This is a genomic window from Cupriavidus sp. GW823-FHT06D04 (assembly GCF_058795055.1).
The window spans coordinates 80,521-102,964 of record NZ_JBXAHL010000020.1 but is presented as its reverse complement, the minus strand read 5'-3'; the positions used below and the strand labels follow the sequence as shown (position 1 = coordinate 102,964).

22 protein-coding genes are annotated in these 22,444 nt (G+C 66.9%); 8 read left to right on the top strand and 14 right to left on the bottom strand.

Going from position 1 to position 22,444, the window contains the following annotated elements; genetic code table 11:
* Nucleotides 1-239 precede the first annotated feature (239 nt).
* From AC1Q7H_RS23355 to AC1Q7H_RS23340, 4 genes are all read right to left on the bottom strand, one after another.
* Nucleotides 240-1,706 carry an MFS transporter gene (locus AC1Q7H_RS23355; protein WP_013952425.1) on the bottom strand — a complete coding sequence of 489 codons (1,467 nt, stop codon included), beginning with the start codon at nt 1,704-1,706 and terminating at the stop codon, nt 240-242.
* A 179-nt stretch (nt 1,707-1,885) separates the two neighbouring features.
* Nucleotides 1,886-2,587, bottom strand: a complete 702-nt coding sequence (locus AC1Q7H_RS23350) for an intradiol ring-cleavage dioxygenase (RefSeq protein ID WP_492381779.1) — start codon at nt 2,585-2,587, stop codon at nt 1,886-1,888.
* Nucleotides 2,588-2,654: 67 nt separating this feature from the next.
* Nucleotides 2,655-2,864: a hypothetical protein gene (locus AC1Q7H_RS23345; RefSeq protein ID WP_041228569.1), complete on the bottom strand. Its 210-nt coding sequence runs from the start codon at nt 2,862-2,864 to the stop codon at nt 2,655-2,657.
* A 372-nt stretch (nt 2,865-3,236) separates the two neighbouring features.
* Nucleotides 3,237-3,704, bottom strand: coding sequence for a nucleoside deaminase (locus tag AC1Q7H_RS23340; protein ID WP_041228570.1), 468 nt, complete (start codon nt 3,702-3,704; stop codon nt 3,237-3,239).
* 265 nt (nt 3,705-3,969) lie between these two features.
* Between AC1Q7H_RS23340 and AC1Q7H_RS23335 the strand changes: the two genes are divergently transcribed.
* Nucleotides 3,970-4,641 (top strand): ankyrin repeat domain-containing protein, encoded by a 672-nt coding sequence (locus AC1Q7H_RS23335; protein WP_492381778.1) that lies wholly within the window; start codon nt 3,970-3,972, stop codon nt 4,639-4,641.
* Between the two features lie 75 nt (nt 4,642-4,716).
* Complete coding sequence (locus tag AC1Q7H_RS23330) at nt 4,717-5,247, top strand: MarR family winged helix-turn-helix transcriptional regulator (protein WP_013952430.1); 531 nt, start codon at nt 4,717-4,719, stop codon at nt 5,245-5,247.
* A 39-nt stretch (nt 5,248-5,286) separates the two neighbouring features.
* Here AC1Q7H_RS23330 and AC1Q7H_RS23325 read toward each other — a convergent pair whose 3' ends face one another.
* The 10 genes from AC1Q7H_RS23325 to AC1Q7H_RS23280 all read right to left on the bottom strand — a co-directional run bounded on the left by AC1Q7H_RS23325 (nt 5,287) and on the right by AC1Q7H_RS23280 (nt 15,299).
* On the bottom strand, nt 5,287-5,802 hold the full coding sequence (locus tag AC1Q7H_RS23325) for an aromatic-ring-hydroxylating dioxygenase subunit beta (RefSeq protein WP_228772516.1): 516 nt from the start codon (nt 5,800-5,802) through the stop codon (nt 5,287-5,289).
* Nucleotides 5,803-5,837: 35 nt separating this feature from the next.
* Nucleotides 5,838-7,127 (bottom strand): aromatic ring-hydroxylating dioxygenase subunit alpha, encoded by a 1,290-nt coding sequence (locus tag AC1Q7H_RS23320; protein WP_013952432.1) that lies wholly within the window; start codon nt 7,125-7,127, stop codon nt 5,838-5,840.
* A gap of 10 nt (nt 7,128-7,137) precedes the next feature.
* Nucleotides 7,138-8,418, bottom strand: a complete 1,281-nt coding sequence (locus AC1Q7H_RS23315; protein WP_211981015.1) for an NAD(P)/FAD-dependent oxidoreductase — start codon at nt 8,416-8,418, stop codon at nt 7,138-7,140.
* An 11-nt stretch (nt 8,419-8,429) separates the two neighbouring features.
* On the bottom strand, nt 8,430-8,735 hold the full coding sequence (locus AC1Q7H_RS23310) for a non-heme iron oxygenase ferredoxin subunit (RefSeq protein ID WP_013952434.1): 306 nt from the start codon (nt 8,733-8,735) through the stop codon (nt 8,430-8,432).
* A gap of 82 nt (nt 8,736-8,817) precedes the next feature.
* A complete protein-coding gene (locus AC1Q7H_RS23305) occupies nt 8,818-9,864 on the bottom strand; it encodes a branched-chain amino acid ABC transporter permease (RefSeq protein WP_211982149.1) in 1,047 nt (348 codons plus the stop codon).
* Nucleotides 9,864-10,748: a branched-chain amino acid ABC transporter permease gene (locus tag AC1Q7H_RS23300; protein WP_013952436.1), complete on the bottom strand. Its 885-nt coding sequence runs from the start codon at nt 10,746-10,748 to the stop codon at nt 9,864-9,866. Before AC1Q7H_RS23300 ends, AC1Q7H_RS23305 begins: the two co-directional genes overlap by 1 nt.
* Before the next feature lie 10 nt (nt 10,749-10,758).
* A complete protein-coding gene (locus AC1Q7H_RS23295) occupies nt 10,759-11,496 on the bottom strand; it encodes an ABC transporter ATP-binding protein (protein WP_153955057.1) in 738 nt (245 codons plus the stop codon).
* Nucleotides 11,493-12,299, bottom strand: a complete 807-nt coding sequence (locus tag AC1Q7H_RS23290; protein ID WP_013952438.1) for an ABC transporter ATP-binding protein — start codon at nt 12,297-12,299, stop codon at nt 11,493-11,495. Before AC1Q7H_RS23290 ends, AC1Q7H_RS23295 begins: the two co-directional genes overlap by 4 nt.
* Before the next feature lie 7 nt (nt 12,300-12,306).
* Nucleotides 12,307-13,524, bottom strand: coding sequence for an ABC transporter substrate-binding protein (locus AC1Q7H_RS23285; protein ID WP_492381777.1), 1,218 nt, complete (start codon nt 13,522-13,524; stop codon nt 12,307-12,309).
* A 170-nt stretch (nt 13,525-13,694) separates the two neighbouring features.
* A complete protein-coding gene (locus AC1Q7H_RS23280) occupies nt 13,695-15,299 on the bottom strand; it encodes an MFS transporter (protein WP_013952440.1) in 1,605 nt (534 codons plus the stop codon).
* A 438-nt stretch (nt 15,300-15,737) separates the two neighbouring features.
* Here AC1Q7H_RS23280 and AC1Q7H_RS23275 point away from each other — a divergent pair, with 438 nt between their 5' ends.
* The 6 genes from AC1Q7H_RS23275 to AC1Q7H_RS23250 are packed head-to-tail and all read left to right on the top strand — an operon-like array spanning nt 15,738 to nt 22,442.
* Nucleotides 15,738-16,700 (top strand): amidohydrolase family protein, encoded by a 963-nt coding sequence (locus tag AC1Q7H_RS23275; RefSeq protein WP_492381776.1) that lies wholly within the window; start codon nt 15,738-15,740, stop codon nt 16,698-16,700.
* 21 nt (nt 16,701-16,721) lie between these two features.
* Nucleotides 16,722-17,474 (top strand): maleate cis-trans isomerase family protein, encoded by a 753-nt coding sequence (locus AC1Q7H_RS23270; protein WP_013952442.1) that lies wholly within the window; start codon nt 16,722-16,724, stop codon nt 17,472-17,474.
* A gap of 9 nt (nt 17,475-17,483) precedes the next feature.
* Nucleotides 17,484-18,311, top strand: coding sequence for an alpha/beta fold hydrolase (locus AC1Q7H_RS23265; RefSeq protein ID WP_013952443.1), 828 nt, complete (start codon nt 17,484-17,486; stop codon nt 18,309-18,311).
* A 16-nt stretch (nt 18,312-18,327) separates the two neighbouring features.
* The gene (locus tag AC1Q7H_RS23260) at nt 18,328-19,383 is read left to right on the top strand and encodes a 2,5-dihydroxypyridine 5,6-dioxygenase NicX family protein (RefSeq protein WP_492381775.1); all 1,056 of its coding nucleotides are present in this window, start codon (nt 18,328-18,330) and stop codon (nt 19,381-19,383) included.
* 2 nt (nt 19,384-19,385) lie between these two features.
* A complete protein-coding gene (locus tag AC1Q7H_RS23255; RefSeq protein WP_153955060.1) occupies nt 19,386-20,012 on the top strand; it encodes an N-carbamoylsarcosine amidohydrolase in 627 nt (208 codons plus the stop codon).
* Nucleotides 20,013-20,045: 33 nt separating this feature from the next.
* Nucleotides 20,046-22,442, top strand: coding sequence for a xanthine dehydrogenase family protein molybdopterin-binding subunit (locus AC1Q7H_RS23250; protein WP_492379339.1), 2,397 nt, complete (start codon nt 20,046-20,048; stop codon nt 22,440-22,442).
* Nucleotides 22,443-22,444 lie beyond the last annotated feature (2 nt).

Below are 22,444 nucleotides of genomic sequence, written 5' to 3'. Positions count from 1 at the left end.
TGGCAGCCCGCTGACGCAAAGATTCATGCACTCAGGCCGCCGTGTGTGAGTTAAAGGCTAGTCAGTTGCCCCGTCCCTTGCTGTAAAAATGTGTAAGGGGAGGCTGTAGCACTGCTTAACACGGCGGTAACATGGCATGCGATGAACGACGAATGCAGCACACATTGACGGGGTTTTGACGCCGGTGTAGGCGTTGAGTCCGGCAGCGATGGCAGTTGACCAGCGCTGCGGTGACGCGGCTAATCGTCGGCAGCGAGCGGCGGCGCGATGTGCTCCAGCGGCCGGCGTTCGGCGTCGATGCCGAAGCGCAACGCCAGCAGCCCGGCAACGATCACCAGCACCGCGCCGAAGCCGTAGCCTGCCGCCACGGCTTCGCGGCTGCCGCTTTCAATCAGCGCGCCCAGCAGCACCGGCGCGATAAAGCCGCCGGTGCCGGTGCCCACGGCATAGAAGACCGAGATCGCCAGCGCGCGCATTTCCAGCGGGAATACTTCGCTGGCGGTCAGGTAGGCGGAACTGGCCGCGGCCGAGGCCAGGAAGAACACCGCTGACCAGCACAGCGCCTGGGCGCGCGCATCGAGCCAGCCTGCAACGAAGGCCCAGCCGGTCAGCGCCAGGCCGATGCCGGACAGCACGTAGGTGGCGCCAATCATGCGCCGGCGCCCGATGTGGTCGAACAGCGGGCCAAGCAGCAGCGGTCCCAGGGCGTTACCCAGCGCAAAGGGAAAGATATACAGCGCCACGCGCGCTTCCGGCACGGCATAGAAGCGCGTCAGCACCAGCGCATAGGTGAAGAAGATCGCGTTGTAGAAGAAGGCTTGCGCCACCATCAGCGCTAGCGTGATCACGCTGCGGCGGCGGAAGCGCCGCAACAGCAGGCGCATGACTTCGCCCACGCCCGGCGCGGCGCGCCGGCGCATGGTCATCGCCACGCAATCGGGTGCCACCGGCGGCAGCGGGCCGTGGCGGGCGCGCACCTCGGCCTCGATCGCGGCGATCACGCGCTCGGCCTCTTCCAGGCGGCCGTGAGTGGCAAGCCAGCGCGGGCTCTCCGGCACATGCCTGCGCACCAGCACGATTGCCACGGCCAGCACCGCGCCCAGCGCGAAGCAGACGCGCCAGCCCCAGACCGGGCCGAACACGCGCGCATCGAGCAGCACCAGGCTCAGCCCCGCGCCGAGCGCCGCGCCCAGCCAGAAGCTGCCGTTGATGGCCAGGTTGACGCGCCCGCGCACGCGCGCGGGGATCAGTTCGTCGATGGCGGAGTTGATGGCCGCGTATTCGCCGCCGATGCCAAGGCCGGTGAAGAAGCGGCAGGCCGCAAAGAAGGCAAAGCCGGGTGAGAACGCGGTGGCCAGCGTCGCCACCATGTAGACCGCGAGCGTGGCCAGGAACAGCCGCTTGCGCCCGAGGCGGTCGGCCATGCGCCCGAACACCAGCGCCCCGAGCACCGCGCCGGCGATATACAGCGACCCCGACCAGCCCACCTGCGTCGCGGTCAGGCCCAGCGTATCGGGGCGCTCCAGCACGGCGCCGACCGAGCCCACCAGCGTGACTTCCAGGCCATCGAGCACCCAGGCAACACCCAGCGCAATCGCCACGCGCCAGTGCCAGCGCGACCATGGCAGGCGGTCCAGCCGCCCGGGAATGTCGGTGCGGAATGCGGTGTCGACGGGAAGGCTGGCGAGGGCGGTTTCGGTTGGCATCGCCAAGCAGTATAGGAAACGGGTGCCGCCGCGCTCAGCGGTACAGCACCGTGGGCTGCCAGAGGCCGATGCCGGGGAAGACGTAGAGCAGCAACGGCCAGCACACCATGGCGCTGGTCTTTGCGCCCGCGCACGTTTTAGGCGGAACCGCCGATGCCGCGGATACGGGCCCGGGCGGCTCAGGGGCGGGCGATGCCGACCGTGAACTCGGCCTCCAGCAGCCCTGCTGCATCAGCGGCCTGGCGCACGCGCATCTGGTTCGGGTGGGATCCCGCGATCGGGTCCTGCGCGGTGGCGCGCGACGGCACGCCGTGCGCGCGGTAGGCCGGGTGGCTGCTCAGCACCTCGCGGTTTAGGGTATCGCTGAAGTACAGCTGGCTGGTCAGAGCTTCCGACTGCCCGAGCAGCACCTTGAAATGGATATGGATGGCGCGCGGCGCGTACCAGCCGGGATAGATCGACATGAACGTTGCCACGCCGTCCTGGCTGGTGGGCTGGACGCCGCGCAGGAACCGCGCCTGGCGGTTGCCGCGGCCTTCGCCGCTGTAGCTGCCGTCAGCATCGCAATGCCAGATGCTGACCAGCGCCCCCGGCACTGGCGTGCAGCCGCGCCCGGCATCCACTACCCGGATGCGCAGGCGCAAGGGTTGTCCGGGCCGGTCGTCGCGGATGTCGGCGCGTACCTGGGCGTCGTCAAGATAGAAGGGGCCTTCGGTGGCGGCGGGCGTCAGCAGGCAGGCGGCGGGGGGGGCTGCTGCCGCTGCCGCGCCGGGCGCGATGCCGGCCGCGGCAAGCAGGCCGCCCAGCTCATGCAGGAATCGGCGGCGCGCCGCGTCAGTGTCTGCCGTGCCGTCGGCGCCAACTGCTGGGCGCTCCGTCATCGTGGGCTCCGTGGTGTTCCGGGTGCGCCTTGCGGCGCGTGGTGCTGCCGGGCTGGCTTTGGGGGCGTCAGCGTCTCATCGCCTTGAGCATCGAGTAGCCGTGGCTGGTGATGCGCGGCTCCTGCCGGCTGCCGTGCAGGATGTCAAGTTGTACGAGTTGCTTTTCGACCAGTGCCTTCAGGTCGATGGGATCGATCTGGCGGGAATCGCTGGAATCGAGGGAATCCGGACCATCGCTCAACAATAGTAGTGTGGCAAGTTCATGCGGGCTCAGCACGTTCGTCTCCTTGGCTAGAGGGGGGCGTTTGCTGGGAGTCTGCGCGGCGCAGCGGCGCCGACGCGGGCGCGGGAAGAGGTCAAAAAGTCCTGGAGACGATGCAGCACATGCCGCGTGCATGTGCTGCGCCGCGGTGGAATGCTGCGGCGCCGCATCCTGTCTCTGGCGACTAATTTGTTTGACGAGGCCGGCAGCACGCGGTTCCGTGCAACGGCTCAACGTTACATGTGACCGGGCGTAGCACCGCCGGCATCGTGATTCACTATTAACCTGTCACGATGACAATGTGATGGCCATGCCGATGCTGTGCAATCGGGGCGGCAGCCTCCCGCCCTTTGCACCGGCTGCACCGCTTGCGCCGCATGGTGGCGTCTATTGGCCCTGCTGCTCGCGCCACGCCTCGTACAGGTCGATGCCCTCGTCGCGCGCCGGCACATAGGCCAGCGTCATCTCCCGTTGCTCCAGCGGCCGGGCCAGTTCGATATAGCCGCGCTCCGCGGACAGGTCGTAGGGTTCGCCGTCTTCATTGGAGTAGGCGTAGTAGACCGCCTTCACGCCGGCCAGGTACATCGCCGACAGGCACATCGGACAGGGGTAGCCGCTGGCGTACACCGTGCAGCCGCTCAGGTCCGGCTTGCCCAGCGCCCGGCTGGCGGCGCGCACCGCCTGCATTTCGGCGTGCGCGCTCGGGTCGCAGTTGGCCTCCACCTCGTTTACCGCGCGGGCCAGCACCTTGCCGTCCCTGACGACCACGGCGCCAAAGGGCCAGGTATTGCGTTCGCGCACGTTCTCCATGGCGAGGCGGATGGAATCAAGCAGATAGGCTTCTGTCGTGGACACGCGTTGTCTCCAGTGAGGCCTGGCCCGTGCAGGCGGACGATGGTTCGGGCCTCGGGAATATAGGCCAGCGCGCGCCGGCATGGTGGCGTGGGTTGTTATAGGGCGTATTTGGGCCGTGCGCGTGCAGTACCGGCTATTGGCGATGGCACTGGCGCGCATTCGAATCCATCACTTCGCGCGGCGTGGCCGGCATGACAGAATGCACCCGACCGCATCGATAGCCTGATACCCCTTGCACCTGACGCATCCGCACGGAGGAAAGAACATGCTGGCGGCGCGCCTGTCCATCTGCCTTGCCCTGGTCATTGCCATGCTGACACCCACCTTAGCCGCCGCCGGCGGCCCGCCCGAACAACAGCTGCGCGAGGCCGCGGCCAGCGGCAACGCCGCGCAGGTCACCGCATTGCTTGGCCAGGGCGCCAGCATCGATGACCGCGATGCGCAGGGACGTACGGCGCTGCTGCTGGCCACGCACCACAATCGCGTGCAGGCGGCCAGGGTCCTGATCGATGCCGGTGCCGACGTGAATGCGAAAGACGCCATCCACGACAGCCCCTACCTGTACGCCGGCGCGCGCGGCTACAACGAGATCCTGCGCCTGACGCTGGCCCATGGCGCGGACCTGCGCAGCACCAACCGCTACGGCGGCACCGCGCTGATTCCCGCCGCCGAGCGCGGCCATGTCGAGACCGTGCGCACGCTGATCGCTGCCGGCGTGGCCGTGAACCACGTCAACAAGCCCAAGTGGACGGCCTTGCTCGAGGCCATCATCCTCGGCAACGGCGGGCAGGCCCATACCGAGATCGTGCGCCTGCTGGTCAAGGCGGGCGCCGACGTGAACCTGGCCGACGGCGACGGCGTCACGCCGCTGCAGCATGCGCGCCAGCGCGGCTATACCCGGATCGAGCAGATTCTCAGCGCCGCCGGTGCACGCTGATCCTTGCGCCGCAAGGCGGCTCGCTCTCGTCTGCCTCATATATACTGTCAGTGTGCATACAAAATGGTGAGAGCGATGTCTGCGAGAGCGAAACGCAACGCAACGAGCGGCAGTAGTGAGGCGGCGGATGCCGTGCCGGAAGCCGATCCGGCAAAGGAGTTGCTCTGGGCACGTCCGGGGTTCCTGGTGCGGCGCTTGCACCAGATCCACGTCGCGATGTTCTTCGAGGAGTGCAAGTCGCCGAACATCACGCCCGTGCAATATGCCATCCTGACGGTGCTGTCGGTGCTGCCGGGGCTGGACCAGACCTCGCTCGGGCAGGAGGTCGGCCTGGACCGGACCACGACCGCCGATGTCGTGCGCCGGCTCGAAGAGCGCGGGCTGGTAGAGCGCCGCGACAACCCCGCCGACCGGCGCACCCGCCATGTCTACCTGACGCGGGAAGGCAAGAGCGTGGTCACGGCGCTGCGTGCCGACATGGCGCGTGCGCAGGAGCGCATGCTGGCGCCGCTGAAGCCCGCTCAGCGCGAAGTGTTCATGGACCTGCTGGCGACGCTGGTGGAAGCCAACAACCAGTACAGCCGCACCGTGCTGCGCAGCATGTAAGCCCGACGGCGGGCGCAAGGCCCGCCGTGCGCAGGCGCATCAGACCGGGTAGACCAGGTCGTTGGCGATGATGGTGGTGTCGTAGACGACCTGCCGCTCGCGCAGCAGCAGCCTGCCACCCTGGCGGCGGAACCGGTCGTAGTAGGTCCCCGCCAGGTGGATCGTGGTGGGGCCCTCCACCAGCGTTTGCAGCAGCATGTAGTTGGCCTGTGCCAGGATATCGCCGTCCGCGGTTTCGTCGCTGACGCGCGTGTTGGTCACCAGGTGCAGGTTGTAGCGCGGCGCGAACATCTGCGTATTGGCAATCGCAGCGGCGCGGTCGCGCATCATGCCCACGCCTTCGGCGTAGACCAGCCCCACCGGCAGGTTGCGCTCGGCATTCTCGCGCGCGGTGATCCGGTAGAGCGCGTCCTCGGTGAAGAAGCGGGGCCATTGCTCGACCAGGCCGGCGTCGAGCACCGCGCAGTATTCCGCGTGGAAGGCCTCGATCTCCAGCCGCAGTTCAATGGCGCGCGCGGTGCCGAGGGCGCTCTCGCAATAGAGGGAATAGTTCATCGGTTTCATATTCTGGGAATCCCGTTAGCCGCCGTTCAGAACCCCATCACGCCGCGGTAGTACTGGTACATCGCACGGATGGCGGATTCGGAGATCAGGGAGTTGGAGGTGCCGACCTGGTCCGGATCCAGCTTGAGCACATTGAGGTCGCTGCTGGAGCGGCGCACGCCTTCCTGCACGAACTTCATCGCCTCGTTGTCCTCCAACCCCAGGAAGCCTGCGGGGCCCATCAGGTTGCCCTGGCGCAGGCGGTGCTGCGTCATCTCCTCGGTATCGTCCTCGTAGCCGAACATGGTCCACAGCATCAGCATGCTGTCGGGGCCGTTGGGCACGATCTGGCGCACGCCGAGGGTGTTCATTTCGCGCTGCACGATCAGGTTCGGCCAGATCGTCTGCATCGTCACCGACCACGGCGAATCGAACTCTTTCACATACTCCAGGAAGCGTTCGTCTTCCAGGCGCATGCCCTCATGGTATGAGCGCATCTCCTTCTTGTTCTCGTCGCTGACGGCCGCGTACTTGTCTTCCTTTTTCGCCGACGCCATGGTGCCGTGCCGCCCGTGCACCGGATCGGCGATCATGGCACTTTCATTGCCCGCCACCAGCAGCCCGAACACCACCAGGAAGGAGTGCAGCAGCGTGGCGTGGTACGGGTCCTTGAGGTTCTCGTGGTACATCTTCCAGTTGCACGGGAGTTCGTTCTTGTAATACCCGAGCACCTTGAGCGGCTTGCCGTTGAAGACGATGTCGAAGTCCTTGAGGATCTCCGGCGTCAGATAGTCTTCCAGGCTTTCCATGTCCGCCGCGTACGAGGCGAAGACCACGCCGTTGCGCGTGGCCACGTTCAGCTTGACCAGGCCGTGGTCCTCGTTGCGGAAGTCCCTGGGCATGCCGCCCGCACGATTGACGCCGCGCTTGAACGGAACGCCCTGCAGGTTGCCCTTGAGGTCGTAGGACCATTGGTGATAGGGGCAGACGAATTCCTTCGCATTGCCCTGGCTGTGGCGGCAGAACTCGGCGCCGCGGTGCGCGCAGCGATTCTCGAAGACGTTGACCGAGCCGTCTTCGGCGCGCGACACCACCACCGGCGTCGCGCCGACATAGGAGCGCTTGTAGTCGCCGGCGTTGGGGATCTCCGCTTCGAGCGCGACGTAGTTCCAGGAGCGTCCGCGAAAGATCTTCTGCAGCTCGAGGTCATGCACCTCCTTGCTGGTGTAGACCCAGTCCGGAATGTAGTGCAGGCTGTCTTCGGGCCAACGGCAGTCGGCCAGGCCGGCGTCTTTCTTGCCCAGCGTGTGCTGGATCACCGCTTGTGTCTGGTACATGTGGGAGTCCTCAGAGTGTAGTGGGGCTGGCCGCTGCCGTCGGGAGGTCGCGCACCAGCTGTCGCAGCGGCAAGGCGTCATCGCACAGCCGTGGTAGCAGGTCTTCGACGGCATGGCCGAAGAGCGCGCGCAACGGCCGCAAGTCGCCGCCGGCATTGATGGCAATGGCGTGGCTGAGCCGGCCGTGCCGGGTGCCGAGCAGCATGAACCTGGGGGAGGGCGCGTCGCTGGCGGCGATGCCGCGCCAGGCGTAGCGGGTATCGGGAGTGGCCGCGCCGAGCATCTGCACGTTGCAGCCGAACTGGTCGGTCCAGAACCACGGCATCGCCGCGGGTTCGGCCTGCACGCCCAGCATGGCCGCGGCGGCGATGCGCGCCTGCTCGTTGGCGCTTTGCCAGGATTCCAGCCGCATGTGGGCGCCGAACAGGGGCTGGTACTGGCTGCAGCAGTCGCCCGCGGCATAGATGCCGGCCGCGCTGGTGCGGCCCTGCTGGTCGACCTGGATGCCGCCGTTGGCGGGATCCAGCGCCAGGCCGGCGGCGGCGCCGAGCGCCACCTCGGGCGTCAGCCCGATCGCGACCACCACCAGCGGCGCCTGCAACGCCGCGCCATCCGCCAGCCGGACCTGCACGCCATCGGCCTGCGACACCAGGGCCGCGATGCCGCAGCCGAGCCGCAGTTCAACGCCTTGCGCTAGCACGCGCTGCGCCAGCCAGCTGCCAAGCTCGGGCGGCAGTGCGCGGCCGAGCAGCCGGTCGGCGCTTTCGATCAGCGTGACCCGGAGGCCGATGCCGGCCGCGGTCGAAGCCGTTTCCAGGCCAAGGAAACCGCCGCCGATCACGATCACCTCGCGCGCACGCTGCATGGCATCGCGCAGGCGGGCGGCGTCGTCGAGTGTGCGCAGGTAGTGCACATGGGGCGTGCCTGGCGGCAGCGCGGGCAGGACGCGCGCATTGCCGCCGGTGGCGAGCAGGCAGGCGGCGTAGCGAATGGCCTCGCCATCTGCGCAGTGCGCCACGCTGTGCGCGGGGTCCAGCGCGGTGACCGTGGTGCCAAGCCGTAGCTCGATGTCCTGCCCGGCATAGAAGCCGGCGGGGTGCACGCCGATCTTGCCGTCCTGTGCGGCGTCGGCGAGCAAGGACTTGGACAGGGGCGGGCGTTCGTACGGTGCATGGCGCTCGCCGCCGGCCATGACGATGCGGCCACGATGGCCGAGCCTGCGCAGTTCGGCAGCGGCCATCGCGCCAGCCTGGCCGGCGCCGACAATCAGGATGGGCGTGTCTTGTGGCATGCTCGGCTCCTTCAAAGCTCGACCCACACCCGGCTGTCTTCGAACTTGACCGGGTAGGTGCGGATGTCGCTGGTGGCAGGCGCGCACATGGCCTTGCCGGAGCGGATGTCGAAGCGGGCCTGGTGCAGCGGGCACTCGATGCAGCCGTCTTCCAGGTAGCCGTCGGACAGCAGCGCGTACTGGTGCGTGCAGACGTTGTCGGTGACGAAGTACTGGTCGTCGCTGCGATAGACGGCGAGCTGGCGGTCCCCCAGCGTGAGCGGCATGACCTCGTCGTTCTGCAGGCCGTGCGCGGCGTCGATTTCAATCCATGCCATGGCGATCTCCGTGAATTGTATTTGTCAGTATGCTGAATATATAAGATCAGTGTACTGATGTTTTTCGCTCGCAGTATTCTGGTTAACCCTGGCCGGGGTTGGCCGCGCCGGATCTGGCTGGCCCCACCGCGGGCGCGCCGGCCTGCAGCGACGGGCGGGCCTGCCAGCGAGCCAGGATCTCGCCCATGATGCCGCGGCGGAACGTCAGCACGCACACCACGAAGATCAGCCCTGTCACCATGCTGACCGATTCGCCCAGCGCTTCGAACCAGCCGATGCCGGTCATGGCCGCGAGCGCGTTGCCGGCGTCGCCCAGCTTATTTTCCAGCGCCACGATCACCAGCGCGCCGACCAGCGGGCCCGACAACGTGCCCATGCCGCCGACCAGCGTCATCAGGATGACCGTGCCCGACATCATCCAGTGCACGTCGGTGAGCGTGGCAAAGCCCAGCACCAGGGTCTTGAGCGCGCCCGCCAGCCCGGCCAGTGCCGACGACAGCACGAACGCCAGCAGCTTGAAGCGGTCCGCGTCATAGCCCAGCGAGATGGCACGCGGCTCGTTCTCCTTGATCGCGCGCAGGATCTGCCCGAACGGCGAGTTGACGATGCGCATGATGCCGAGGAAGGCCGCGGCGGTGATCAGCAGCACGACGTAGTACATGGTGTGGTCCGACGCCAGCGGCAGCACGCCGAACAGGTCGCCCCGCGGCACCGCCTGGAGGCCGTCTTCGCCACCGGTCGCGGGCGTCTGCAGGCAGAAGAAGTAGAACATCTGCGCCAGCGCCAGCGTGATCATGGCGAAGTAGATACCCTGCCTGCGTATCGCCAGTGCACCAAACACCAGGCCGAGCAGGGCCCCGAACGCGGTGCCGGCCAGCAGGCCCAGCTCCGGCGTCAGCTGCAGGGACTTCATCGCATAGCCGCAGGCATAGGCGGCGCCGCCGAAGAAGGCCGCATGGCCGAACGACACTAGCCCGGTGTAGCCCAGCAGCAGGTTGAAGGCGCAGGCAAAGAGCGCGAAGCACAGCAGCTTCATCACCAGCACCGGGTAGGCGCCCAGCCAGGGCGCGAGTAGCAGGACCGCCAGCAGCAGTCCGTAGGCGAAGGTTGCACGCTTTCCGCTTGCCATCATTTTTCCTTTCCAAAGAGCCCGGCGGGGCGCACCAGCAACACGCACACCATGGCGACGAAGACCACCGTCGCGGAGGCTTCGGGGTAGTAGACCTTGGTGATGCCCTCGAAGACACCCAGCCCAAGTCCGGTGAAGATCGAGCCCAGGATCGAACCCATGCCGCCGATCACCACCACGGCGAAGACCGTGATGATCAGGTTCTGGCCCATCAGCGGCGAGACCTGCATCACCGGCGCGGCCAGCACGCCCGCCAGCGCGGCCAGGCCCACGCCGAAAGCGTAGGTCAGCGTCACCAGCAGCGGCACGTTGACGCCGAACGCCTCGACCATGCGCGGATTCTCGGTGCCGGCGCGCAGGTAGGCGCCCAGCCGGGTCTTCTCGATCATGAACCACGTGGCAAAGCACACCGCCAGCGACGCCAGCACCACCCATGCGCGGTAGTTGGGCAGCACCATGAAGCCCAGGTGGCTCACGCCAGACAAGGCTTCGGGCGTGGGGTAGGGCAGGCCGGAGACGCCGTAGACCGAGCGCAGCGCGCCTTCGATCAGCAGGCAGATGCCCAGCGTCAGCAGCAGCCCGTACAGGTGGTCGAAGCGGTAGAGGTGGCGCAGCATGGTGCGCTCAAGCACCACGCCGAGCGCGCCGGCCACCACCGGTGCCAGCACCAACATCAGCCAGTAGTTCAGCCCGAGGTAGTTCAGGCCCATCCAGGCCAGCACCGCGCCGAGCATGAACAGCGCGCCGTGCGCAAAGTTGATCACGTTGAGCAGGCCGAAGATCACCGCTAGCCCCAGGCTCAGGATCGCGTAGAACGAGCCGTTGACAAGCCCCAGCAGCAACTGGCTCAGCAGCGCGGGCAGGGGCACTCCAAACAATTCCATGCAAATCTCCTTAAACGCCCAGCAAGGCGCTGAGCGTGGGCATCTTTCGTTCGAGCTCATCGGCGCCGAACGCCTCGACGATGCGGCCGTGCTCCATCACGAAGAAGCGGTCCGCCAGTGGCGCGGCAAAGCGGAAGTTCTGCTCCACCATGACGATGGTGTAGCCGCGGCTGCGCAGCATGGCGATCATCTTCGCCAGCTTCTGCACGATCACGGGCGCCAGGCCTTCCGAGATCTCGTCGAGCAGCAGCACGCTGGCACCGGTGCGCAGGATGCGGGCTACCGCCAGCATCTGCTGCTCCCCGCCCGACATGCGCGTGCCCTGGCTCTTGCGCCGCTCATGCAGATTGGGGAACATCTCGTAGATCTCGCCCAGCGTCATCGGCTCGCGCAGTCCGACTGCGCCCGGGGTGCAGGCGAATTGCGGCGGCAGCAGCAGGTTCTCCTCGCAGGACAGGCTGGCGAAGATGGCGCGCTCTTCCGGGCAGTAGCTCAGCCCCAGCGGCGCGATGCGGTGCGTCTTCATGCCGATCGTTTCCTGGCCGTGCACGCACACCGAACCCTTGCGCATGCCGACCAGGCCCATGATGGCGCGCAGCGTGGTGGTGCGCCCGGCGCCGTTGCGGCCGAGCAGCGTCACCACCTCGCCCGGGTTGACGGTCAGGTCCACGCCGTGAAGGATGTGCGATTCACCGTACCAGGCGTGCAGGCCGCGCAGTTCGAGGGCAGGGGAGGCCGTCCTGGTCATGATGCCTCCGCGCTCAGGGCCGCCGCGGCTGCATGGCGGTCTTCGGGTTCGTCGGTGGTTCCCATATAGGCTTCCCTTACCTGCGGATTGCGTGAGATCTCGTCATAGGTGCCTTCTGCCAGCACCGCGCCGCGCTGCAGCACGGTGATGCGGTCCACGATGGACGACACCACGCTCATGTTGTGCTCCACCATCAGCACCGTCCGCCCTGCCGAAACGCGCTTGATCAGGGCGGTGACGGTCTCCACGTCTTCATGGCCCATGCCTTGCGTCGGTTCGTCCAGCAGCATCAGCTCCGGATCGGTCGCCAGCGTGGTGGCAAGCTCCAGCGCGCGCTTGCGCCCGTAGGCCAGCTCCGCCGTGCCCAGGTCCGCGAAGCCTGCCAGGCCGACCGCATCTAGCAGTTCCATGGCGCGGCCGTCCAGCCGCGACAGGGAGCGCTTGCCGCGCCAGAAATGCCAGGACGTCCCGAGCCGGCGCTGCAGCGCGATGCGCACGTTCTCCAGCACCGTCAGTTGCGGAAATACCGCCGAGATCTGGAACGACCGGATCACCCCCATGCGGGCGATCTGGGCCGGGCGCAGCGCGGTGATGTCCGTGCCGTTGAAATGGATCGAGCCGGACGAGGGGGCATGGAACTTCGTCAGCAGGTTGAAGCAGGTGGTCTTGCCGGCGCCGTTGGGCCCGATCAGCGCGTGGATCGAGCCCCGCCGCACGGACAGGCTGACATCGCTGACTGCGGTAAAGCCCTTGAACGCCTTGGTCAGTCCCTGCGTCTGCAGGATTACATCGGTGTCAGGCATGGCGCGCTCACTTCTTTACCAGGGGGCATTCGCTGGCCGACAGCGGTCGGAAGGCCTCGTCGCCGGGGATCGTGCCGATATACCTGACCAGGTCCCACGGGCCCTTGGACTCGGCCGGGGTCTTGGCCTGGGCCAGGTACATGTCATGCACCATGCGGCCGTCGACACGCACCTTGCCGTTGCGCACGAAGGCATCGTTGACGGGCAGCGCGCGCATCTTCTCCGCCACGGCCGGGCCTTCCACGGTCTTCGCTGCCTCCACCGCCTTCAGGTAATGCAGCACGCCGGAGTAGACGCCGATCTGGCCATGCGTGGGATAGGCCTTGTGGCGCTTGTAGTAGCGCTCGACGAAGTCCTTCGACTTGCCATCCAGGTCGAGCTTGAACGGGTCGACATAGGTCAGCCCCTGCGCGGCGTTCAGGCCCAGGCTCTTGAGATCGGTGATGAAGGTGGAGGGCGTGATCACGGTCTGGCCGGCCTTGATCAGGCCGAATTCGCCGGCTGCCTTGACGCCGTTGATCATGTCGTTGCCGGCGTTGGCCAGCACCACCACCTTGGCCTTGGAAGCCGAGGCGGCCACCACCGGGCTGCTGAAATCGCTGGCGTTGAGCGGATGCCGGGTAGCGCCCACGTTCTTGCCGCCGCCGGCGTCCACGGCCTTGCGGAAATCTGCTTCCAGCGACTGGCCGAAGGCGTAGTCCACGGTGATGTAGTACCAGCTGTTGCGGCCCTGTTCGATCATGCGGCGCACCAGCGGGTAAGACACCGAATACGTGTCCCAGGCCCAGTGAAAGCCGGTGGGCGAGCAGTTCTGGTTGGTCAGCGCCATGGCGCCACCGGTCGAGACGATGTCGATCTTCTGCTTCTGCCGCGCCACCTCCTGCACCGCCAGCGCGGTCGAAGAGTTGGGGAAGTCGATCACCATGTCGACGCCATCGGTATCGAACCAGCGGCGCGCCAGCGACGACGCGATATCGGCCTTGTTCTGGTGATCGGCGGAAAGCACCGTCACCGGTTTGCCGAGGGCCTTGCCGCCGAACTCTTCCACGGCCATCTGCGCGGCAAGCACGGAGCCCTTGCCGGAGAGGTCGGCATAGGAGCCGGACATATCGGTGATGACGCCGATCTTCACGCCATTGGTGTCGGCCAGTGCGGGCGTGGCGGCGGCCAGGCCCAGCAGGGCGGAGGACGCAGCGAGGGTGCGGAGGATGCGAAAGGTGGTCATCAGGGGCTCCAGGTTGTCTACGCGAAAGATTCGAATGGTTGCGATGGCTGCGTCGGCAGACCGCGGCGCCATCGCTGCGCCGCAGTAGCGCGGATAAACTCAGTATGCTGAATAGTTGGCCGGGAAAAAGGGCGGAGAGATCCGCCCTTCAGCTTCACCCGTAGTGCCGCTCAGGTGGCCAGGTCGCGGCCGCGCGTCTCCGGCACGAACAGCATGCCGATGACGAAGGCCAGGCCGGCGATGATCACCGGGTACCACAGGCCGAAGTAGACGTCGCCGCTGGCCACGTTCATGGCCGTGACCACGAAGGACAGCATGCCGCCGACCCAGCCCGCGCCGAGGTGGAAGGGCAGGGACAGCGAGGTGTAGCGCACCCGGGCCGGGAACAGTTCCACCATGAAGGCCGCCATCGGCCCATACACCATGGCCAGGAACAGGATCGGGACCAGCAGCAGCACGAATACCATCGGCGTGTTGATCTTCGAGAGATCGGCGCGCTCCGGCCAGCCGGCCGCCACCAGCGCGCCCTTGATGGCGTCGCGGTCAAAGCCCTGCAGCGTGCGATCCGCGATGCGCACTTCCGCCTGCGCCGGATTGCTGGCCGGCACGAAGGTGTAGCCCACGCCCAGGTCGGTCAGGTAGCCGCGGATCTTGTCGCAGGCGGATACCGGCTCGCCGAACAGGCGCGCCTTGCAGTCGCCGGCCGTCACCTGCACGGCGCCTTGCTGCTGGAATTGCTCGAGTGCCGGATTGGCATAGTGCGTCAGGCCCTTGAACACCGGCTGGATGCACACCGCCGCCAGCAGGCAGGCGGCCATCATGATGTACTTGCGGCCGATGCGGTCGGACAGCCAGCCGAACAGCAGGTAGCAGGGCGTGGCCACCACCAGCGCGATCCCGATCAGCTTGTGGACCGTTTCGAGCGGCACGTGCAGCGTCTTGTTGAGGAAGAACATCGAGTAGAAGTGGCCGGTGCCGAAGATGGCGCCCAGGCCCGCCGCCACCACGAACAGCAGCAGCACGGACCTGAGGTTCTTCCAGTTGGTGAAACTCTCGCGGATCGGCGCCCTGGAGGTGGTGTTGGCGGCCTTCATCCGGGCAAAGACCGGCGATTCATGCAGCTTGCCGCGGATGTAGACCGAGATCACCAGCATCACCAGCGACACGATAAAGGGAATGCGCCAGCCCCACTCACGGAATTCGGCCTCGGTCAGGAAGGTCTTGAGCAGGTAGACGACCAGCAACGAGGACAGCAGGCCCAGCGTTGCCGTGGTCTGCAGCGAACTGGTGTACAGCCCGCGCTTGTGCACGGGGGAGTGCTCGGCCACGTAGGTGACCGCGCCGCCGACCTCGCCGCCCAGCGCCAGGCCTTGCAGCAGCCGCAGCAACACCAGCAGCACGGTGGCGGTGATGCCGATCTGCTCATACGTGGGCAGCACGCCAACGCCGACGGTGGCAACACCCATCAGCAGGATGGTGACCAGGAAGGTGTACTTGCGCCCGATCAGGTCGCCCAGGCGGCCGAACAGCAGCGCGCCCACCGGCCGTATCAGGAAGCCTGCGCCGAAGGTAGCCAGGCTGGCCAGGAAAGCGGCAGTCTCATTGCCCTTGGGGAAGAACAGTGCGCCGAAGTACACCGCCAGTGCGGCGTAGATGTAGAAGTCGTACCACTCCATCAGGGCGCCGAAGGAAGAGGCAAGGATGACCTTGCGCTCCTCGGCTGTCATGCGGGAGGCGGGGGCGCGTGTCTCGCTGCGAGTCAGGCTGATCGTCATGGCGGGGGTCCTTTGGTGTAGCTATTGTCTCTATATGTCTGCTCGTCCCGGCGGTGCCGGCGCCGCTGGCCAGGGCCTGTCGGTCCCTCGCGCAGTGCAGCGCCGCATCCTTCCGGTGCATCAGTCAGTATGCTGATGAGAAACGCAGTATGCTGAGCAAAATGTGGGCCAGTCCACAATGTGCCGGAATGCCCGAAATCGCCTATTTAAATGGTCTTTTAATATCGTCAGCATACTGAGCATCTGGGCTCAGTGTACTGAGGGTGTATGGCCATCGTTATAGGTGTTAACCCTCCGCGCCGCTTCTAGACTTTTGGAATTTCGCTGACTAGAATCCGAAACTAATCAGTGTACTGAGCAATTGCATCGGCGCACGCCGCATGCCGTGCGGGACGCGCCCGCAGCGAAGCGATTTCACCAATCAGGAGCCCCACCAGCATGACCAAAGTGAAGAAGATCGCCCTCGAAGAGCATTTCATGACGCCGGGTTTCCAGGCCTATTCCAAGGCGTTCACGCAGCATATCGATCCAGCAGTTTTTGCCGAACTGGGCCGCCGCCTGGCCGATTTCGACGAGGACCGCCTCGCCGAGATGGACCGCGCCGGCATCGACATCACGGTGCTGTCGCAGACTGGTCCGGGCGTGCAGGGCGAGTCCGACTCCGGCCGTGCCGTGGCGCGGGCACGCGAGAGCAATGACTTCCTGGCCGCGCAGATCGCGCGCCACCCCACGCGCTTTGCCGGCTTTGCCGCGCTGCCCATGCACGACCCGGAGCAGGCCGCGCGCGAGCTGGAACGCGCCGTGCGCGAGCTTGGCTTCAAGGGCTCGCTGGTGAACGGCCATACCCACGGGCGCTACTACGACGACCCTGCATACGATGCTTTCTGGGAACGCATGCAGGCGCTGGACGTGCCCATGTACCTGCACCCGACCGATGCGCTGGTTCAGCCGCAGGTCCTGGCGGGCCACCCCGAGCTGACCGGCGCGGCGTGGGGCTGGGGCGTCGAGACCGCATCGCATGCGCTGCGGCTGCTGTTCGGCGGCGTGTTCGACCGCTTCCCGCGCCTGAAGATCATCCTCGGCCATATGGGCGAGGGCCTGCCGTACCAGCGCTGGCGCTTCGACAGCCGCTTTGCGGTCTATTCGCACGGGGTCCGGCTGGCGCGCGCGCCTTCGGAATATATCGGCACCAATATCGTCATCACCACCTCGGGGGTGTGCTCGCACGGTGCGCTGGCCGGTGCCATTGCCGAGCTCGGCGCGGAGGCCGTGATGTTCTCGGTCGACTATCCCTACGAATCCACCGAAGTCGCGGCGAAGTTCATCGAGGACGCGCCGCTCGACGACACCACGCGCGCGCTGGTCTGCCACGGCAACGCGCAACGCCTGCTCAAGCTGTAACCGTACAACCCGAGGACCCTCATGCAAAAAGTCTTTCGCATCGGCCAGATCGTTCCCAGCTCGAACACGACCATGGAAACCGAGATTCCCGCCATGCTGCTGGCGCGCCAGCAGCTCCGTCCGGAGCGCTTTACCTTCCACTCCAGCCGCATGCGCATGAAGAAGGTGGTCAAGGAAGAGCTGGCCGCCATGGATGCCGAATCCGACCGCTGCGCGGTGGAGCTCAGCGACGCCCGCGTCGACGTGCTCGGCTACGCCTGCCTGGTCGCCATCATGGCCATGGGCCACGGCTATCACCGCAAGTCGGAGCAGCGCCTGAAGGCCCACACCATCGAGAATGGCGGCGACGCGCCGGTCATCACCAGCGCCGGTGCGCTGGTGGATGCGCTGCGCGTGATCGGCGCGCGCCGCATCGCCGTGGTGGCGCCATACATGAAGCCGCTGACCGAGCTGGTGGTGGACTACATCCGCAACGAAGGCTATGAGGTGGTGGACTACCGTGCGCTGGAAATCCCGGACAACCTGGAGGTCGGCCGCCACGATCCGGCGCGGCTGCCCGGCATCGTGTCGCAGATGAACCTGGCGGATGTCGATGCCATCGTGCTGTCGGCCTGCGTGCAGATGCCGTCGCTCCCGGCCGTGGCAAAGGTGGAGGCGATGACGGGCAAGCCGGTCATCACCGCGGCCATCGCCACCACCTACGCCATGCTCAAGGCGCTGGACCTGGAGCCGGTCGTGCCGGGCGCCGGCGCGCTGCTGTCGGGCGCCTACTGAGGGTATGCCATGACCACCTTCCTTTATGGCGGCCACGTCCATGCCAACGGCATTCGCCAGCACTACCTGCGCTATGGCGGCAACGACGGTGCGCGTGCCGCGCGCGATCCCGTGATCATCGTGCCGGGCATCACCAGCCCGGCAATCACCTGGGGCTTCGTCGGCGAGCGCTTTGGCGCCAGCTTCGATACCTATGTGCTGGACGTGCGCGGGCGCGGCCTGTCGTCGGCTGAGGCCGGGCTGGACTACAGCCTCGACGCCCAGGCCCGCGACGTGGTGGCCTTTGCCGAGGCGCTCGGCCTGCGCCGCTACAGCGTGGTTGGCCATTCGATGGGCGCGCGCATCGGCGTGCGCGCCGCGGCGGGCCGGCCTGGCGGCCTGGCCAGACTGGTGCTGGTCGATCCGCCGGTGTCGGGGCCCGGGCGCCGCGCGTATCCCGCGCAACTGCCGTGGTATGTGGATTCCATCCGCCTGTCGCGCCAGGGCACCGACGTGGAAGGCATGCGCTGCTTCTGCCCGACCTGGACCGACGAACAGTTGCGCCTGCGCGCCGAATGGCTGCATACCTGCAACGAAGACGCCGTGATGCGCAGCTTCGAGGATTTCCATCGCGACGACATCCATGCCGACATGCCCAGGATCACGGTGCCGGCGCTGCTGGTGACTGCCGGGCGCGGCGACGTGGTGCGCGCCGAGGACGTGGCGGAGATCCGCACGCTGCTGCCGGGGGTGCTGGTCAGCCACGTTGCTGGTGCCGGCCACATGATCCCGTGGGATGACGAAGCGGGCTTTTACGCGGCGCTGGGGGACTTCCTCGGCGCGCCGCTGACGCAATGACCAGCAAGGAGCGGACATGCCGGTAAGTGACCACCAGATGATCGAGGCCTGGCGCAAGGTGCTGAAGCTGTCCCGGCTGGAGCCGGGGCAGACCGTCACCATCCTGACCAGCGCCGCGACCCACCCGCAGACCCTTTCCACCGCGCTGATCGCCACGCAGGCGATGGGTGCCATCGTCAACCGGCTCGACCTGCCGCCCGTCAACGGCGAGAAGGCGCTGAGCCGCGACGCGCTGGCCTACCTGGGAACGACCCCGCTCACGGGCAACCGAGCCGCGATTGCCGCGCTCAGGGAAAGCGACCTGGTGCTGGACCTGATGACGCTGCTGTTCTCCCCCGAGCAGCACAACATCCTGAAGGGCGGCACCAAAATCCTGCTGGCCGTCGAGCCGCCCGAGGTGCTGGCGCGCCTGGTGCCTTGCGAGGCCGACCGCGAGCGCGTCAAGGCCGCCTCCGAGCGGCTGGCCGGCGCAAAGGAAATGCATGTGGTGTCGCCGGCCGGCACCGACCTGCGCTGCCCGCTGGGCGAGTTCCCGGCCATCAGCGAGTATGGCTTTGTCGACGAGCCCGGGCGCTGGGACCACTGGCCCAGCGGCTTCGCGCTGACCTGGCCCAACGAGGGCTCGGCCAACGGTACCATCGTGCTGGAGCGCGGCGACATCCTGCTGCCGCAGAAGACCTACGTCACCGAGCCGGTCATGCTGACGGTGGAGGGCGGCTTTGCCACGCGCATCGAAGGCGGCCTGCACGCCGAGTTGCTGAGCGAGTACATGGCCTCCTTCAACGATCCGCAGGCCTATGCCATCTCGCATATCGGCTGGGGGCTGCAGCCGCGCGCCCACTGGTCCACGCTGGGGCTGTACGATCGCGAGGCCACCATCGGCATGGACGCGCGCGCCTTCGAGGGCAACTTCCTGTTCTCGCTCGGCCCCAATAACGAAGCCGGCGGCAGCCGCACCACGGCTTGCCATATCGATATTCCCGTGCGCAACTGCACCGTCCGCCTGGACGGCGTGGATGTGGTGACCCGCGGCAAGGTCACGGACGGGTTCCGCTACCCGGAGGAGAAGTAGCCATGCACAAGGAGATCGGCGCGTACCAGCGCCAGGGCTTCGGCAACGACCTGGAACTGGCGGGCCCGTTCGGGCTGCTGGTGGTCGATTTCGTCAACGGCTTTGCCGATCCGGAGGTGTTCGGCGGCGGCAATATCCGCGAGGCCATCGCCAACACCGTGCCGCTGCTGGCCGTGGCACGGCGCGAAGGCTGGGCGATCGCGCACAGCCGCATCGTCTTTGCGGACGATGGGTCGGACCACAACATCTTCTCCATGAAGGTGCCGAACATGCTGTCGCTGAAGGAGCGCGAGCGCAACAGTGCCATCGTCGAAGAACTGGCGCCACGGGCGGGCGAGCTGGTGGTGCGCAAGACCGTGCCGTCGGCATTCTTCGGTACGTCGCTGGCCGCGTGGCTGACGCAGCGCGGCGTGCGCACGCTGGTGGTGGCCGGCGCCGTGACCAGCGGCTGCGTGCGCGCCAGCGTGGTGGACGCCATGCAGTACGGCTTCCGGCCGCTGGTGCTGTCGGATTGCGTCGGCGACAGGGCGCTCGGCCCGCATGAGGCCAACCTGTTCGACATGGGGCAGAAGTATGCGACGGTGGCCTCGCGCGCAGAGGGGCTGGCTGCTATCGGGGTGCGCGAATGAGCGCTTGCATGAATCATCGGGACGGATAAGACAATGACATCGTCGATGGAACCGGATCATTCGGAAGAAGGACGCGGCCAGGGCGTGGGAGCCCGGGTGGCGCGAAAGGAAGACGCCAGGCACCTGCATGGCAAGGGGCGCTTTGTCGCGGACATTGCCATGCCGGACCTGCAGGAGGTGGCTTTCCTGCGCAGCCCCGTGGCGCATGCCAGGCTGTTGTCCGTGAGCAAGCCCGCGCGCCACGCGCAAGCGGTGATCGTGCGCGAGGACATGGCGGCGGCGAGCGACATCGTCGCGGATTCGGCGTTCCCGTCCTACCAGCCGTCGGCGCAGGCGCCGCTGGCCAGCGGCAAGGTGCGCTTTGTCGGCGAGCCCGTTGCCATGGCCTTTGCCCCGACGCGCGCCGAAGCCGAGGACATCGCCGAGCAGGTGGTGGCCGAGTTCGACGAGCTGCCCGCGCTGACCGACGTCGCGCAGGCCCGCCAGCTCGCCGGCGAGGTGCGCGTGCACGAACACTGGCGCGACAACACCTTCCTGACGCTGAATATCGACAAGAACTTCGAGGCGCGCCAGCGCGAGGCCTCCGTCGTCGTCCACCGCAAGGTCAACCTGGCGCGCCAGTGCATGGTGCCGATGGAAGGCAAGGCGGTGCTGGCCTACTGGGACCACCAGTTCGACCAGCTGGTGGTGTACAGCGCCACCCAGGTGCCGCATATGATCCGGACCATCCTGAGCCATTGCCTGGACCTGGACCAGGCGCGCGTGCGCGTGATCTCGCCGGACGTGGGCGGCGCCTTCGGCTACAAGTGCGTGCTGCAGCAGGAAGAGCTCTGTATCGCCTGGCTGGCGCTGACCTACAAGCGGCCGTTCCGTTTTGTCGAGGACCGGCGCGAGCACCTGACCGCCGGGGCCAACTCGCGTGAGCATCACTACGAGCTTACCGCCTATGCCGACCAACGCGGCCGGCTGCTGGCGCTGGACGCGAAGATCGCCATCGATGGCGGTGCCTATTCGGTCTGGCCATTCACCGTCGGGCTGGAGCCGGGACAGGCGATCGGCAACCTGCCCGGCCCTTATGCCTTTGACGGGTACCGCTGCGAAACTACTTGCGTGGCCACCAACAAGCCAGGTTTCGTGCCGTATCGCGGCGTGGCCCGGACCGGCGTCTGCTTCGCCATGGAACTGATGATGGACGCGATCGCGCGCGAGGTGGGGCGCGAGCCGTGGGAAGTGCGCTGCGAAAACCTGGTGCCGCCGCAGGCCATGCCTTACGTCAACGTGACCAACAAGCACTTCGACGGCGGCGACTACCCGGCCAGCGTGCGCCAGGCGATGGAGATGATCGACCTGCCCGCGATCCGCGCGCGGCAGCAGGCGGGTCCGCAGGGCAGCCGCTATGTCGGCGTGGGCTTTGGCACCTACACCGAGCAGTCGGCCCACGGCACTTCCGTGTTCGCGGCCTGGGGCACGCCGGTGATCCCCGGCTTCGACTCGGCCACGGTGCGCATCACGCCGGATGGCGGGCTCGAAGTGCGGGTCGGCGTGCATTCGCACGGGCAGGGCATGGAGACCACGTTCGCGCAGATTGCCCACGAGATCCTGGGCATCGACATCGGACGGATCAAGCTGGTGCACGGCGATACCGGGCTCACGCCGTTCTCGACCGGCACCTATGCCTCGCGCTCGCTGGTGATGTCGGGCGGCGCGGTGTCGCGGGCATGCAAGGCGCTGCTGCCGCGGCTGCAGAAGATTGGCGCGCATATGCTGGGGCAGCCGGTGGAGGCGGTAACGCTCGAAGCCGGCGCGGTTCGTGCAGGCGATGCCACCGTCATCGATATCGGCCGCATTGCCGACGCCTGGTACATCAATCCCCACCTGTTGCCGCACGACGTGGATGCGCAAGGGCTGGAGGTCACCATGGGCTTCAAGCCCGCGGTCGATACCGGCAGCTTCACCTACGCCACGCATGCGGTCGCGGTGGAAGTCGACATCGATTCTGGCCATGTCGAGATCCTGGACTATGTGGTGGTGGAAGACTGCGGCACCATGATCAATCCGATGGTGGTCGAGGGCCAGACCTACGGTGGTGTGGCGCAGGGTATCGGCACAGCGATGTTCGAAGAGATGCGCTATGACGGCAACGGGCAGCCGCTGGCCTCCACGCTGGCGGACTACATGCTGCCCGGGCCGACCGAGATTCCATCGATCCGCATCCATCATTTCGAGACGCCGTCGCCGCACACGGAATTCGGCGCCAAGGGGATGGGCGAGGGCGGCGCCATTGCACCGCCGGCGGCGATCTTCAACGCGGTGAACGACGCCTTGCGCGACTTCAGTGTCGAACTGCAGGAAACGCCGCTGACCCCGAGAAAGATCCTTGAAGCGCTGGATGCGGCAGTGGCCGGCGCACAAAGCAAGAAGGCAGCCTGACC

Excerpts from the sequence above, each read along its gene's own strand:
- AC1Q7H_RS23320 (WP_013952432.1), bottom strand. The coding sequence starts at position 7,127 with ATGTACCAGACACAAGCGGTGATCCAGCACACGCTGGGCAAGAAAGAC.
- AC1Q7H_RS23350 (WP_492381779.1), bottom strand. The coding sequence starts at position 2,587 with ATGACGGAGCGCCCAGCAGTTGGCGCCGACGGCACGGCAGACACTGAC.
- AC1Q7H_RS23260 (WP_492381775.1), top strand. The coding sequence starts at position 18,328 with ATGCCGGTAAGTGACCACCAGATGATCGAGGCCTGGCGCAAGGTGCTG.
- AC1Q7H_RS23250 (WP_492379339.1), top strand. The coding sequence starts at position 20,046 with ATGACATCGTCGATGGAACCGGATCATTCGGAAGAAGGACGCGGCCAG.
- AC1Q7H_RS23265 (WP_013952443.1), top strand. The coding sequence starts at position 17,484 with ATGACCACCTTCCTTTATGGCGGCCACGTCCATGCCAACGGCATTCGC.
- AC1Q7H_RS23285 (WP_492381777.1), bottom strand. The coding sequence starts at position 13,524 with ATGACCACCTTTCGCATCCTCCGCACCCTCGCTGCGTCCTCCGCCCTG.
- AC1Q7H_RS23290 (WP_013952438.1), bottom strand. The coding sequence starts at position 12,299 with ATGCCTGACACCGATGTAATCCTGCAGACGCAGGGACTGACCAAGGCG.
- AC1Q7H_RS23270 (WP_013952442.1), top strand. The coding sequence starts at position 16,722 with ATGCAAAAAGTCTTTCGCATCGGCCAGATCGTTCCCAGCTCGAACACG.
- AC1Q7H_RS23255 (WP_153955060.1), top strand. The coding sequence starts at position 19,386 with ATGCACAAGGAGATCGGCGCGTACCAGCGCCAGGGCTTCGGCAACGAC.
- AC1Q7H_RS23330 (WP_013952430.1), top strand. The coding sequence starts at position 4,717 with ATGTCTGCGAGAGCGAAACGCAACGCAACGAGCGGCAGTAGTGAGGCG.
- AC1Q7H_RS23315 (WP_211981015.1), bottom strand. The coding sequence starts at position 8,418 with ATGCCACAAGACACGCCCATCCTGATTGTCGGCGCCGGCCAGGCTGGC.
- AC1Q7H_RS23325 (WP_228772516.1), bottom strand. The coding sequence starts at position 5,802 with ATGAACTATTCCCTCTATTGCGAGAGCGCCCTCGGCACCGCGCGCGCC.
- AC1Q7H_RS23300 (WP_013952436.1), bottom strand. The coding sequence starts at position 10,748 with ATGGAATTGTTTGGAGTGCCCCTGCCCGCGCTGCTGAGCCAGTTGCTG.
- AC1Q7H_RS23275 (WP_492381776.1), top strand. The coding sequence starts at position 15,738 with ATGACCAAAGTGAAGAAGATCGCCCTCGAAGAGCATTTCATGACGCCG.
- AC1Q7H_RS23305 (WP_211982149.1), bottom strand. The coding sequence starts at position 9,864 with ATGGCAAGCGGAAAGCGTGCAACCTTCGCCTACGGACTGCTGCTGGCG.
- AC1Q7H_RS23295 (WP_153955057.1), bottom strand. The coding sequence starts at position 11,496 with ATGACCAGGACGGCCTCCCCTGCCCTCGAACTGCGCGGCCTGCACGCC.
- AC1Q7H_RS23310 (WP_013952434.1), bottom strand. The coding sequence starts at position 8,735 with ATGGCATGGATTGAAATCGACGCCGCGCACGGCCTGCAGAACGACGAG.
- AC1Q7H_RS23355 (WP_013952425.1), bottom strand. The coding sequence starts at position 1,706 with ATGCCAACCGAAACCGCCCTCGCCAGCCTTCCCGTCGACACCGCATTC.
- AC1Q7H_RS23335 (WP_492381778.1), top strand. The coding sequence starts at position 3,970 with ATGCTGGCGGCGCGCCTGTCCATCTGCCTTGCCCTGGTCATTGCCATG.
- AC1Q7H_RS23280 (WP_013952440.1), bottom strand. The coding sequence starts at position 15,299 with ATGACGATCAGCCTGACTCGCAGCGAGACACGCGCCCCCGCCTCCCGC.